This is a genomic window from Nostoc sp. CHAB 5715, from assembly GCF_020829685.1.
In the GTDB taxonomy this organism is placed as follows: Bacteria; Cyanobacteriota; Cyanobacteriia; order Cyanobacteriales; family Nostocaceae; genus Nostoc.
In genome coordinates this window covers 1-13,090 of sequence record NZ_JAIVFR010000071.1, presented here as the reverse complement: position 1 = coordinate 13,090, position 13,090 = coordinate 1, and the positions used below count along the sequence as shown (strand labels likewise).

General features: G+C 41.8%; 12 protein-coding genes, 1 tRNA gene and 1 pseudogene. 8 read left to right on the top strand and 6 right to left on the bottom strand.

All coding sequences use genetic code 11. The features are described from left to right. The first annotated feature begins 135 nt into the window (after nucleotides 1–135). The gene (locus tag LC574_RS37825; RefSeq protein WP_267871433.1) at nucleotides 136–267 is read left to right on the top strand and encodes a hypothetical protein; all 132 of its coding nucleotides are present in this window, start codon (nucleotides 136–138) and stop codon (nucleotides 265–267) included. Between the two features lie 721 nt (nucleotides 268–988). Continuing rightward, on the top strand, nucleotides 989–1,399 hold the full coding sequence (locus LC574_RS06190; RefSeq protein WP_229452073.1) for a hypothetical protein: 411 nt from the start codon (nucleotides 989–991) through the stop codon (nucleotides 1,397–1,399). A 770-nt stretch (nucleotides 1,400–2,169) separates the two neighbouring features. On the opposite strand, the gene LC574_RS06185 is transcribed toward LC574_RS06190, so the two are convergent. Continuing rightward, entirely contained in the window at nucleotides 2,170–3,828 is a 1,659-nt protein-coding gene (locus tag LC574_RS06185) for a calcium-binding protein (RefSeq protein WP_229452071.1), read from the bottom strand. A 102-nt stretch (nucleotides 3,829–3,930) separates the two neighbouring features. Here LC574_RS06185 and LC574_RS06180 point away from each other — a divergent pair, with 102 nt between their 5' ends. From LC574_RS06180 to LC574_RS06155, 6 genes are all read left to right on the top strand, one after another. After that, the gene (locus LC574_RS06180) at nucleotides 3,931–5,205 is read left to right on the top strand and encodes a glycosyltransferase family 4 protein (protein WP_229452074.1); all 1,275 of its coding nucleotides are present in this window, start codon (nucleotides 3,931–3,933) and stop codon (nucleotides 5,203–5,205) included. A gap of 584 nt (nucleotides 5,206–5,789) precedes the next feature. Beyond that, nucleotides 5,790–6,248 (top strand): ribosome silencing factor, encoded by a 459-nt coding sequence (gene rsfS, locus LC574_RS06175; protein WP_229452069.1) that lies wholly within the window; start codon nucleotides 5,790–5,792, stop codon nucleotides 6,246–6,248. Beyond that, nucleotides 6,245–6,745 carry a CGLD27 family protein gene (locus LC574_RS06170; protein ID WP_229452067.1) on the top strand — a complete coding sequence of 167 codons (501 nt, stop codon included), beginning with the start codon at nucleotides 6,245–6,247 and terminating at the stop codon, nucleotides 6,743–6,745. The genes rsfS and LC574_RS06170 overlap by 4 nt, the downstream gene beginning before the upstream one ends. A gap of 87 nt (nucleotides 6,746–6,832) precedes the next feature. Further along, entirely contained in the window at nucleotides 6,833–7,786 is a 954-nt protein-coding gene (locus tag LC574_RS06165; protein ID WP_229452065.1) for an asparaginase, read from the top strand. A 46-nt stretch (nucleotides 7,787–7,832) separates the two neighbouring features. Further along, nucleotides 7,833–7,909, top strand: a tRNA-Met gene (locus LC574_RS06160). Nucleotides 7,910–7,963: 54 nt separating this feature from the next. Next, nucleotides 7,964–8,134, top strand: coding sequence for a group I intron-associated PD-(D/E)XK endonuclease (locus tag LC574_RS06155; protein WP_229452064.1), 171 nt, complete (start codon nucleotides 7,964–7,966; stop codon nucleotides 8,132–8,134). A gap of 154 nt (nucleotides 8,135–8,288) precedes the next feature. Here the strand turns inward: LC574_RS06155 and LC574_RS06150 are convergent, their stop codons facing one another. From LC574_RS06150 to LC574_RS06135, 5 genes and pseudogenes are all read right to left on the bottom strand, one after another. Beyond that, nucleotides 8,289–8,753 carry a DUF4114 domain-containing protein gene (locus tag LC574_RS06150; RefSeq protein ID WP_229452062.1) on the bottom strand — a complete coding sequence of 155 codons (465 nt, stop codon included), beginning with the start codon at nucleotides 8,751–8,753 and terminating at the stop codon, nucleotides 8,289–8,291. Continuing rightward, nucleotides 8,753–10,687 carry a Calx-beta domain-containing protein gene (locus LC574_RS06145; protein WP_229452060.1) on the bottom strand — a complete coding sequence of 645 codons (1,935 nt, stop codon included), beginning with the start codon at nucleotides 10,685–10,687 and terminating at the stop codon, nucleotides 8,753–8,755. Before LC574_RS06145 ends, LC574_RS06150 begins: the two co-directional genes overlap by 1 nt. A gap of 416 nt (nucleotides 10,688–11,103) precedes the next feature. Beyond that, complete coding sequence (locus LC574_RS06140; RefSeq protein WP_229452059.1) at nucleotides 11,104–11,310, bottom strand: hypothetical protein; 207 nt, start codon at nucleotides 11,308–11,310, stop codon at nucleotides 11,104–11,106. 112 nt (nucleotides 11,311–11,422) lie between these two features. Then, a complete protein-coding gene (locus LC574_RS38780) occupies nucleotides 11,423–11,641 on the bottom strand; it encodes a hypothetical protein (RefSeq protein ID WP_368736672.1) in 219 nt (72 codons plus the stop codon). Between the two features lie 95 nt (nucleotides 11,642–11,736). Beyond that, nucleotides 11,737–12,849, bottom strand: a pseudogene (locus LC574_RS06135) (M10 family metallopeptidase C-terminal domain-containing protein); the annotation flags it as partial. Nucleotides 12,850–13,090: the final 241 nt, after the last annotated feature.

The window sequence follows — 13,090 nt, the reverse complement described above, 5'->3', positions numbered from 1 at the left end:
CGGTCTAGCCGTCAACCCCTTTAGGTAATTCGTAATTCGTAATTACGAATTAGCCGTGAGTTGGTTCAAGCGTACTAGAAGCACTATCAGCGTTTTTGTCTACAAAATTCTTCGCCGCATCCAAGAGTTACTACCTTGGATAATTTAACCACTCGCCGACAAGAATTAGCACAGTTAGCTGGTGGTAAATCTGCAAATGATGCGATCGCTTTTGCCGAATCTCTGTTATTACAAGCTGCTAACCATCGTCAAAAAATTAAAAATTAAAGATAAATCTACACTTTGGTGCGTTACGGACTCCGCCCTGACGCACCCTACATCTGCCTAGATTTTTTCACGTAATCAAATCGGATTGCTATAGGAATCGTATTTGATTTTTGAAATTATTTACGTAGGCGGGGAGTGGGGAGTAGGGAGTAGGGAATAAGGAATTAGGTTTTTCGAGTTGTACCGAGCTTTTTCAGAAATCAAATATTAGTCCTATATAAGAGTAATCTGCTCCTTGAAATTTTTAAAACAGCATTGCTGTCTTTTTACTCATGATGCCCATTTGTCAAGTCTGATTTATACCAATTTAAATGATCTTATATCAAATCCGGCTGATTGCACATAGTTTCAATCAAGTAACAGAATGGGTTGTAGCTTATTTTTAGTGTGGTTGTTCAATTGGATTTGATATTACCCTGCAAATTCCAGTAGTAGAAATATCTAAAGATTTGACACAAGCATCGAAAGATTTGGCACAAGCATCTAAAGATTTTTCATTGTAAAAATAAATTAATTTTTTTATATTTATTGGCATAACCAGCATTAATCGCAGGTTTCTTTTAGTTAGTAATTTTCATAAAAACACTCTGTGATTTAGTCAAAAAAGCTCAATATTAGCAATTAAAAAAACAAGAAAAAAGCTACAAAGGAAGCTTAATTATGCTTTTTTGACATTTATTAATGAAGCAAAATTTATGTCCTAATAGGAGGATTAACTCTAATGGCATCTAATACAAATTCTGTTCCTGGTAATCCCGTTAATGGTGGTGGTCAGGCTAGCAACCCCAGCGATCCTTTCGCACCTGGAGGCGCTTTTGGCATCCCAACGGCTGATAGCTTCGATTTTGATAAGTATGGAATTCCAAAAGAAGGCAGCTTCGACTTTGATAAGTATGGAATTCCAAAAGAAGGCAGCTTCGACTTTGATAAGTATGGAATTCCACAAGAAGGCAGCTTCGACTTTGATAAGTATGGAATTCCACAAGAAGGCAGCTTTAGTTTGGGTAGCTCTGGAATTCCAACGGCTGGCAGCTTCGATTCCGCCAGTTATGGAATTCCAACGGCTGGCAGCTTCGATTCCGCTAGTTATGGAATTCCACAACAAGGCAATATACCAAATTTTGGTAACTAATAACGGCGGTTTCCCAGTTGCTTAATGCCAATTGCATAACTTTAAGGGCGAATTGAAGTTAGACATTATCCCAAAAATATGGGTTTTTCTACCTTTTAATGACGCGATGTGCAATAGCTAAACAAAAATCCCACCTGATGCAAAATAACATATTCTGATTGTTATCTCTTGCTGGGGTGGGACAAATATTATTTATAGAATAAATGGTAGTAGCTATGACTTTATCATCTGATACTACCATTTTCCTTTTTACAGCAGTTTGCAAGTAACTGATACCGTTTCTTTGTAAAGCTGCATATATTTACCCCCCGGCTACGCCGTCCCCCCAAAGCATCGGGGGACTACAGGGGGTCTTATTATGTGCATCTTCATACAGAATTGGTATTATATCATGTCCGCTTGATTGCTTATTAAACCCGAAGAACCCCACCCCGCCAAAGCTGTGCTTTGTCTCCCCTCCCCGCCTGCGGGGAGGGGTTGGGGGTGGGGTTCTTTTATTATGGGTAATTTGGCGGACATGATATGAAGTAATCGCAGAGTCATTGTGATTGCTTCGTTCCACTCCGTTCCACTCGCAATGACATATTGTAAGTGATTAAGCGGACATGATATCAATTGATTTTTATTAAAATTACCGTATATGCTGTGCTGTTTATTAAATCCTTTGTCAGTAAGCCTTTCAAGACTTAACGGGAAAAGTCAGTCGAGTGCGAGATGGTATTTTCTGCACCTCGCAATCTGTGCTTAAAGTAATGGAGTGCCAATCACAATTAAACAACCACAAAATTGTTTTCGGTTAGTGATAATCCAGCAGATAATTGTGCAAATTTTACCTGAGTAAATGCAGACTCACTACCATCTTGGTCAAAGTACAATGCACCTGTAACATTATCATAGATGAATCGTTGAGCATTAGTGATTGCAGATGTTCCGATGGTAAACTGACTTGGCTTAAGTGAAGGTGCTGCTAACTCGCCACCAAAACCAGCAACCGATACCTGAATCAACTCATTAGTGGCGTTAAAGTCATAAAGAATATCAATGCCCTGATTATAACTATTGAAAGCAAAGGTATCAGTACCATCCCCTCCATAGAGGGTGTCATTACCGTTTCCACCCGTGATGATATCATTACCAAAACCACCATAAAGAGTGTTATTGCCTAATGCGCCATAGGCACTAAGAGTATCATTGCCATCGCCACCATCCAACAGATTAGTGCCTGTTGAATAATCAACAATCAAGTTATCAGCACCAGCACCACCGTTGAGGGTGTTATTTCCTGATGCTCTGCGATAGACTCCTTTGCCGGACTCGCCCTGTTCGTCGTACTCGTAGCCAGAGGCAGTGAGAGTATCATTGCCATCGTCTCCAGAGAGCAGATTATCGCCTGATGAATAGTCAACATTCAAGTTATCCGCACCAGTACCACCGTTAAGGGTGTTATTGCCAGTGCAGATATAACACTTTCCTCCGTAGCCGTAGCCGTAGCTAGAGCCTGTGAGAGTATCATTGCCATCGCCTCCATTGAGCAGATTAGCGCCTCGTGAATAGTTAACATTCAAGTAATCGTCACCAGCGTCACCGTTGAGGGTGTTATTGCCAGAGGTGTTATCAAACCTGTAGCCCTCGAAGTTAGACGCACTAAGAGAATCATTGCCATCGCCACCAGAGAGCAGATTAGTGCCTGTTGAAATATTAGCACTCAAAGAATCGTCACCAAGACCACCGTTGAGGGTGTTATTACCATTGGCAAGATTGACGTTAAGATAATCATTGTCATCGCCACCATCCAGGAAGTTATCGCCTGTTGAATAGAAAGCACTCAAGCTATCATTACCAGCACCACCGTTGAGGGTGTTATTACCAGATACTTCAGGGTTATAGTAGCCACCAGAGACGCTAAGAGAATCATTGCCATTGCCACCAGAGAGTAGGTTATTGCCTGCTGAACTGTCAGCACTCAAGCTATCGTTACCAGCGCCACCGTTGAGGGTGTTATTACCAGACACCACATCGTAGTCACCTAAGGCCGAGAGAGTATCATTGCCATCGCCACCATCTAATAGGTTATTGCCTGTTGAAGAGTTAACGTCTAAGTAATCGCCATCAATACCACCAACGAGGGTGTTATTCCCCGCACCACCAATGAGGGTATCATTGCCTGTACCACCGCGCAGCAAATCGTTGCCACTTAAGCCGTCGATTTTGTCATTACCATCCTGACCATTAATGACATCATCTGAATTATCTAAACCCTTAATGTTGTTGGATAGGTCATTGAGAAAGGTTACGGTGTTCTTGACCCCTAGACTCGTTGCAGTGGAGTTGGCATCTAGGACATTAAAGCTAGTGGTAATGCTAGTTTGCCCATCAAACAAGATATTACCAATATCTGGTCTTGTTCCAGAAGCTTTCAGGTTATCCAAGTTTTCTAAGTTGAAGTTTTGGAGGATGAATTTTGTGCCAGTCGCCCCTTCAAAGGTGATTTCCAGGTTGTTGGCATTCTGGGATACTTCGGACTAATTTTTATGCGAATTTTAATTTACTCCTACAACTACTATCCAGAGCCAATTGGTATTGCCCCACTGATGACTGAATTAGCAGAGGGACTAGTGAAGCGTGGGCATCAAGTGCGCGTAATCACCGCTATGCCCAACTACCCTGAGCGTCAAATTTACCAGGAATATCGGGGCAAGTGGTATCTCAACGAATACAAAAATGGCGTTCAAATTCAACGCAGTTACGTTTGGATTCGTCCCCAACCCAATTTATTAGATCGGATGTTATTAGATGCTAGTTTCGTTGTCACTAGTTTTGTGCCTGCCCTCATCGGTTGGCGTCCAGATGTTATTCTCTCGACATCGCCATCCTTGCCAAGCTGTGTACCAGTCGCTCTTTTAGGATGGTTACGTGCTTGTCCTGTAATCTTAAATCTACAAGATATATTACCAGAAGCAGCCGTCCATGTCGGTCTACTGAAAAATAAATTGCTTATAAAGTTATTTACAGAGTTGGAAAAATTTGCTTACCACACTGCCAGTAAAATTAGCGTCATCGCCGATGGGTTTGTGGACAATTTGCGAACTAAGGGCGTAGAAGCTGACAAAATTGTGCAAATTCCCAACTGGGTTGATGTCAATTTTATCCGCCCTTTGCCTAAAGAAAATAATCCTTTCCGCGCCGCACATAACCTAAATGGCAAATTTGTAGTACTTTATTCTGGCAACATTGCCCTAACCCAAGGCTTAGAAAGCGTTGTCAAAGCTGCTTCTGTGTTACGCCATATCCCAGATATTGTTTTTGTCATCGTTGGAGAGGCAAAAGGTTTACAGCGATTGCAACAGGAATGTTTAGACTGCGGCGCAAATAATGTTTTGCTACTGCCATTCCAACTCCGCAAATCTTTGCCACAAATGTTAGCAGCTGCTGATGTTGGTTTAGTGGTGCAAAAGAAAAATGTTGTATCCTTCAATATGCCGTCAAAAATTCAAGTGCTACTTGCCAGTGGACGAGCTTTGGTTGCTTCTGTTCCCGATAATGGTACGGCAGCAAAAGCTATCAAGCAAAGTGGCGGCGGAGTTATCGTGCTTCCAGAAGATCCTCAAGCTTTAGCAATGGCAATTTTGGATTTGTACCAAAACCCCGAAAAAGTTAAAACTCTGGGTTATAAAAGTCGCCAATATGCAGTTGAAAACTATGCTTTTGAGCAAGCTTTAAATCAATATGAGTCGTTGTGTTATTCATTGATGGCAGATCGTCGAGCAATTCAGTCCACAGGCATAGTTACGAAACAAGAAGTTTAATCTCCGTAACAGAGTTACATTGCATACGTGAGCTTTCAGTGGGGTATGTCCTCAAAATCTCCTTATATTTAGATTTTGAGGTTAACGTAATTAAACATAAAACCCTTGGGAGATAGATCCCCGACTTCTGGTGAGAAGTGGGGGATCTGGGCATTATTTCGACTTTATTGACATATAATAATTTTTGTGGTATTGGATGATTTTGTGGTAATAGATGACTGGTATTGTCAAACTTCCTCATCTCAACCAAACGTTATCTTTAATAGAGAACAATATCATGCCTCTTGAACGTCCCACTACCGACCTAAACGACCTGTACTATCGCGATCGAGTTCTTGCCACGATCCCTTTCAATCCGGGCGAATTTGCAAAAATCTTTGAACGATTTATCGCTGCACAATAATCATCCGCAACTGCTGATTGCTGATGTCGAAATCTAAGCAGTCAATTATCAAACTAGCCCCCATAGACACCCGTTTTTTTGTTAGTATTCAAAAAAACCTATTGACACATTTTCAGATCAATTGTTTGTGATTTGTAAGTAAATGTAAACAATTGTTTCAAAAGAAAGCACTTGAGGTTTAATGACTGATTATTTCCAAGGAAATTTCCCATTACAATCTGTCCCACTGACGAAGAGTGTGGCAAAGAGCCACGCCCAAACCGAAGAGGCGAGCGGAAAATTAGCTGCAACGATCGCAAAGGCTGGATCAGATCGCAAAGCAGGTGAAATTATATTGCTCAAAGTAGCAGAGGTATCTTACTTGGCTGATTACTTTGTGATGATGACTGGCTATTCTAGGGTACAAGTAAGGGCGATCGCTCAAGCAATTGAAGGAAAAGTCGAAACTGAGTTGCAACGTCGTCCTATAAGGACAGAAGGAAAAGTCGAGGGGAGTTGGGTACTACAAGACTACGGTGATGTGATCGTTCACATCATGATGCCCAAGGAACGGGAGTTTTATAATTTAGAAGCGTTTTGGATTCATGCAGAGCGCATTTTCCTTCCAGAATCTGATGAAGGTGAGGGTAAGCCAACATGATTAGGTCTTCGGTTTCAAATTGCCCAGTTCCTACAGACCAACAACCGCTTAATGAGTACGAAGAGTTAAAAACTTCCTGGCTGTTTCGTGATTGCACTTTAGATTTGCGCGAGTATATCACGAAAATAGCTTGGATTTGGGGTTTATCTTGGCTCTTCGCAGGGCCTGTAGCTGCGGCAAGTTTTCCCCCTCACAAGTATATTGCACATTTTATCCTCTGTGGTGCAGCAGCAGCGAGTGTTGGGGTAGTACTGGCACTGGTAAGATTATACTTAGGCTGGTTCTACGTGTGCGATCGCCTTTCCAGCCCCACAGTATTTTATGAAGAGTCGGGCTGGTACGACGGTCAAACTTGGACAAAACCACAGGAAATCCTCAACCGCGATCGCTTGATTGTCGCATACGAAATCAAACCTATTCTGCGGCGGTTACAATTTACCTTTGCTGGCTTGGCGGGAATGTACGTTATTGGTACTATAGTTTGGCATTTGTTTTAAAGAGTCATTGGTCATTGGTCATTAGTCATTAGCTAAGGACTAATGACCAATGACTAATTAATTAAAAAAGGTGATAAAAATAAACCCATGACAATGGGAAAACGAACTCAAGCCACAGCACTGGAAGTCCGGTTGCTGCGGGAAGGTATTATTGAATCCAGGCATATAGTCCAGGCTGTTGTATGCGACGAACGAGGACGGGTTCTAACCGTTGCCGGAAATTCTGAAACTGCTGCATTTATCCGTTCAGCGCTCAAACCATTTCAGGCACTCGCAGTCACCACTACAGGTACATTGGAACGCTATGACCTCAGCGATCGCGACTTAGCAATTATCACAAGTTCCCATAAAGGAAGAATAGATCAAGTCCGACAGGTATTTAACATCCTTTGGCGGGCTGATCTTGACCCAACTATACTCCAGTGTCCAGTTCCTGAAGATAAGCACAGTCCTCTGGAATACAACTGCTCTGGTAAACATGCGGGAATGTTAGCCGTGTGTCAACAACGCCATTGGCCCTTGAATAACTACTTGGATCGCAAGCACCCAATACAGCAGTTGATTTTGGGCAAAGTAGCAGAATTGCTGCGAATGCCAGCTGAAGAATTTATCAGCGCTCATGATGACTGTGGCGCACCAACTTATCTGATGCAACTCGGTCACATGGCATCTTTGTATGCACTGTTAGCCTCTAGTACCAACTTGGATATGGAGCGCATTGTCCGGGCGATGACTCATCACCCCGCTATGGTAGCAGGAGATGGAGAATTTGATACGGAACTGATGCGCTTAACTCCAGGGGAACTGGTCAGTAAAACTGGTGCTGAAGGAGTGCAGTGCATTGGTAGACTCGGTGAAGGCTTGGGATTGGCAATCAAAGTCATGGATGGGGCAAAACGAGCAAAATACGCCGTGGCTATTCACTTACTCCAGCAAATGGGTTGGATTAGTCCTAGCGCTGCCGAAAGCCTCTGTGAAAAGTTTGTCACCTTGGGAAAATACAAACGTTTAGAAGTAATTGGAGAATTATCATTTTTGTAGTTGCCAAACTCTTGACTATAGGTTATGCTATAAAAGTTAGGAGCGACGCGGGATAGAGCAGCCTGGTAGCTCGTCGGGCTCATAACCCGAAGGTCAGTGGTTCAAATCCACTTCCCGCCACCAAATAAAAAATAAAACAAAACCCTGTTTTCTGAAAAGATTACAGTGTTTTGTTTTATGCTGATTTTCAGCTACTTAGTATTTGATGTTGATGAACCTTCTCTTAATTATGTTGTAGATAATCGCCGCACTAAAACCAATCGGCGACAAATGCTTCGAGAAGCGTATAAGCCAGCAGACTTTAATTTTGCTTTAGTTTATATAGAAAATCTGGCGTTGCATAATTGAAGTATGAATTCAAGCGTAGGCGTAGCCCGTCGTAGACATCGCTATGCAATGCCCAAGGTGTGAATCAAACAATTTGCGCTGAATCAGAGACTTGTAGTTAGGAAAAAGCGATCGCCTCTAATTGTACCGTTACTGGGACAATGTTTAACATATACTAGGCTATACTCAAATTAACTCCCACAATAACATCGTTAAAATCGTTATCACCACCACTTGATAAATCCTCAAAACCAAAGATGTTATTTCCTAATAAGCGAATGTGATCTACTTTGTCAGTGTTAGATGCCAAGAATGGGAAGTAAACTGCCGGATCGTTATTTGAATTGCTATCAAGTAAACCATCAAGTCCACCATTAGCAATAATAAATGGTGCGAAGATGGAACCAGGTTGGAAAGTTCCAGTGTAAGTTGCCGTACCTTGGTTGTTAACTGTCAGGTCAATGCCTGCAACACGCCCACGAACTGCTGCTTCAGTATAACCAGCTTGTCCAGCGAGAATATCTGCCTTGCCATCTGAGTTAGTGTCAATGCCACCATTCTCATCAGCCACAAGATAGAAGCCGATGAAATTATTGAAAGCTGCTTCTCGATTCACCGTAAAGTCAGTTAAAGATATCATCAGCAATTTTTGAAAGCTTGAATTTTCACTTTGAAATTCTGACCATTCCAAGCTAGAGAAAAACTACCATCGCTCAAGCTGTCGATTTTCAGATTTATTGGGTCAGAAAAGAGGATGTCTGTTATGGCAGTTTGTCTTGCCAAAATACTATCAGTGGTGCTGTTGCTTACTACGTAAAATCTGATCTGTTCACCAGAGGTAAATTGTACCAAACTTGTTAAGTTGCGATTAAAGCCATTGGGGATATTGGCGAGAGAGGAAAAAATCACCTTGGCTCGTTGCACGGCGGCTTCGGCATAACCAGTAGCACCAGGGGCAATATCACCAATATTTCCCTGTTGATTGTCTACGGTAAATACTCCCAGTTCATATAGCTGATTAGAACTGGGATCTGTCAGTTCTACTGAGAGTCTTGCTTTATCGCCATTACCTTTGACGGTGAAGACATCACTATCAGCACTCTTTGATAGTGGGATATCGTTATCAGTGATGCCAACGTTGACAGAGGCGATCGCAATCCCATCATAATTAGCATCACTGCTTGTAGCTGTATGCTGGATAGTCTCACTATCATCGCCTTCTATCACCACATCATCTACTGCTGTTACCGTCACATTTTGCGCTACATTCCAATTCAGTGCAGTGAAAGTGAGAGCCTGAGTACTAGTTTTGATTTGCTTACCGCTACTGATAGTAATAGTGACATCAGCACTTGGCTGGCTACCGAGTACCAGTGAGTAGCTGTCATCTGTACCGCCTTCGGTGACATTTGTGCTATCGCCAGTCTGGGTAATCGTAACTACAGGATCGGGATCATCATCATCATCGTTGATAGTTCCTTTAGCTGTCCCACTATTAAAATTAACAATTGCCTCATTTGTGGGATTGCTCAAACTGACAGTGAAAGTTTCATTCTCCTCGAACAGGAAATCTGGAGTTGTTTGAACTGTGAAGCTTTTCTGGGTTTCTCCCGATTCAAAGGTGATAGTCTCAGTTTTGGCTGTAAAGTCAGTGCTACTGGCAGTATCTTCTGCGGTTAAAGATGTAGATACAGTTACGCTTTGTTCAGCTTGAGTATCTTCTGCGCGGTTGATGGTGAAGGTAATAGCATTTCCTTCTGTTGCTGAAGCATTAGTAATTGAGAAAGTTGCAACTATATAGTCGAAATCATCTGGTGTGAGAGTATTGGCTTGGATATTTCTTAAAATCCCGAACTCTTTCAACGCACTATTGATATTAACTTTGATGGATGTATCGAGTCCTACCTGCTCTAATTTGATATCTGAGAATTTTTTAACTTCGGGAATTCCACTAATTAGAACTTTATCTTCACCCTTGGTAAAATCGAATACTTCAACAGGCACATCAGGAACGGCTGCACTAGCGATATAAAAGCGGTCTTCTCCAGTACCTCCTGTGAGTTGGCTGCCTTTTGTACCACCGTATAATGAATCATCACCAGATCCACCAAATAAGCGATCGCTAGCTAATCCCCCAATCAGAACGTCATCGTTTTCACCACCATCAAGGCTGTTATTACCTGTTTCATTGGAGACATTTAGAAAATCATTACCTAGTCCACCGAGTAGTGTATTGTAGCCGCTTCCATCTGAAACTGTGAGTTCATCGTTTCCTAAACCGCCGTCGAGTTTGTTGTTGCTACCTTCGACTACAACAAGCTCGTCGTCGTCTTCTCCTCCTTCAAGGGTGTTAAAGCCAGAACTACCTACAGCAAATAAGCTATCTGCTCCAACACCGCCCCTTAAAGTATCGTTATTATTGCCAAAAAGGCGATCATTTCCAGAGCCACCATCAAGCAAATTATTCCCTTTACCATTGGAAGCATCTAGAGTATCATCGCCCTCAAAACCAAAAACTTGGTTATCTTGATTGGTGTATAACTCATCTTTACTTGAAGTACCGTTAATAATCATGACTCTATTTTCACCCTGATATAGGACTCCGATTTTCTTTTTGAAAACATCCTGAGACTCAAAAGTTAGTTTTATCACAGTTTCATCGGAAATTCTACTCAGAAATCAGACCGGATTTCTTTGTAACTCAATACAGTTCAGTTACAGCTATTTTCAGGTAAATAGACCACGCGGTAGGGGTAAAGCACATTGCTCATTGGTGTCAACTTAAGCTAGAAATGGCTTAACTGTTGGCTTCCTCGCCCGCCCTGAACTGAAGTTCAAGGCTAATAGCTAAAGTCTACTGAAGTAGACTAAAGATTTTTGGCTATATTTAGTCATCAAAAGATGACTTTCGCTATTAGCAAGGAACTTCAGTTCCTTGCGGGACATGGCTTTTACGTTAAGTTGACACGTATGAGCAATGCGCTTTACCCCTACAACAGATGTGGTTCAAATACATGAAAACTGCTGTAAGGATAATCGTAGGTTGGGTTGAGGAACAAAACCCAATACCGTTCAGCCCAAAAACCTTGGTAGAGACGCGAAAGCGTCTCTACAGGTCTAAAATCAGTACCAAAAATCCTTAACTGAACTGTATTGGAACAAAACCCAACAATTAACGCAAGACGCTTGGGTTTCACTTCCCTACGAGATAAATTCGCGTTCGTTCAACCCAACCTACGCAGGTTAAGGTTTTTAGGCTAACTGAACCGTACTGCTTTATACCTGGGTAACAGACTTAGCTTGTGTACCTCACCAACTTGAAATCTGCTTGTGAACGAAAAGACTTGTGTTGTGAACGAAAAGACTTGTGTTGTGAACGAAAGTACTTGTTTTGTGAACGAAACTACTTGTGTTGTGAATGAAAAGACTTGTGTTGTGAACGAAAAGACTTGTGTTGTGAACGAAAAGACTTGTGTTGTGAACGAAAAGACTTGTGTTGTGAACGAAAGTACTTGTTTTGTGAACAATATAAAAAACGAGGGAGTATCATTCCCTCGCATTAGCAAAATTGTTACAGCTTAACTAATTTTGAATGTTGAATCTAAGCTGTAATCATTTTTCGGCTAAATGACACTAGCAGAAAAAACGAAATCATTTGCTGTGAGGCTAGTTGATGTAATTCCAACTAATAAAGCCAACTCAGTAGTTCCGGTTTTCACCAAAGTGTCACTAGCTTGTTGCAACAGTGTTAAAGCACTAAACTGAGTAACACCAATACCACCAAGCCCGATTTTATCAATGCCGATGGTAAAATCAGTCACAATGTTCTTGCTAGTTGGCAGACTAGCATTAGCAATCCAGAATTGGTCAATACCAGCACCACCACTGAGGCGATCGCCACCCCCAAGACCTGCGAATAGCACATCATCACCATCGCCACCAAACAACGAGTCATTGAGATTAGAGAAGAGTTTGTCATCCCCAGAACCACCGTAGAGACGGTTATTGCTACCGTTACTCGTGAGGGTATCGTTACCTGAGCCACCGAAGGACAGTTGACGCGAACCTTCAACTACTGTCAAAGTATCATTACCTGCTGCCCCAAACAAATTATTACCACCATTGGCTTCAACTACGGTAACTTTGTCATTACCAACACCACCATCAGCACTAGTGTTGTTAACAGGGCCATTTGTGCCAATAAAGACTTGATCATTACCGTCTCCTGTGGACACTGAGGAGTCACTACCAACCACCACAGTGTCATCACCGTTCCCAGTTTGGATTGTGTTACTTTTATTACCCTCTACAAAATCTGCTCCGTCACCTGTAAATAAGGTTTGATTTGGCTCAACTGTAATATCATCGCTGCTATTGGAGCCAGAATTAATTTCTTCAGCTTGAGGTTGACCTAAACCAGGGGCAAGGTTGAGGGGATTCTCCAGCTTTAACAGAATAATTTCATTGTTGTCTATAACTGGATTTTGAGGATCATTTCCAGGACGACCTGTAGAGAAAGGATAGTTGTTGTCATTAGCTACCAAAATGGTGTCTTTGTCAACAACTAAAACATTTTCAATGGTTACAAATGGGAAGTCAAAGGTGGTTTTGCCGTCTCCATTCAGGTCGTCGGGGTCTTGAATGTTTAACAAGTCCCCAACTTCTTCTTTGGCTACATAGCCATTAGAGTCTGTTTTAGATAAGTCAATTTTGTAGATCCGCTTGAATTGAGCAGCAGTTCCAATAATTCATATTTTTGGCACTATTTGGATTATGTTTTAGCTATACAAATTTCAGAGATTTGCTTTGTATATGTCTAATTTTTAAACTCCAAATAATATTAACTACTTAATATATAATACATTTATCTACATACTAGGCTGTTTTCTAGTGCTTCTATTGTGGCTTGCCAAACGGTGCGAATGCCAATTACGCCAAATTTTAAAGCTGCACTCAGTTGCGATGTTCCGTCCAATG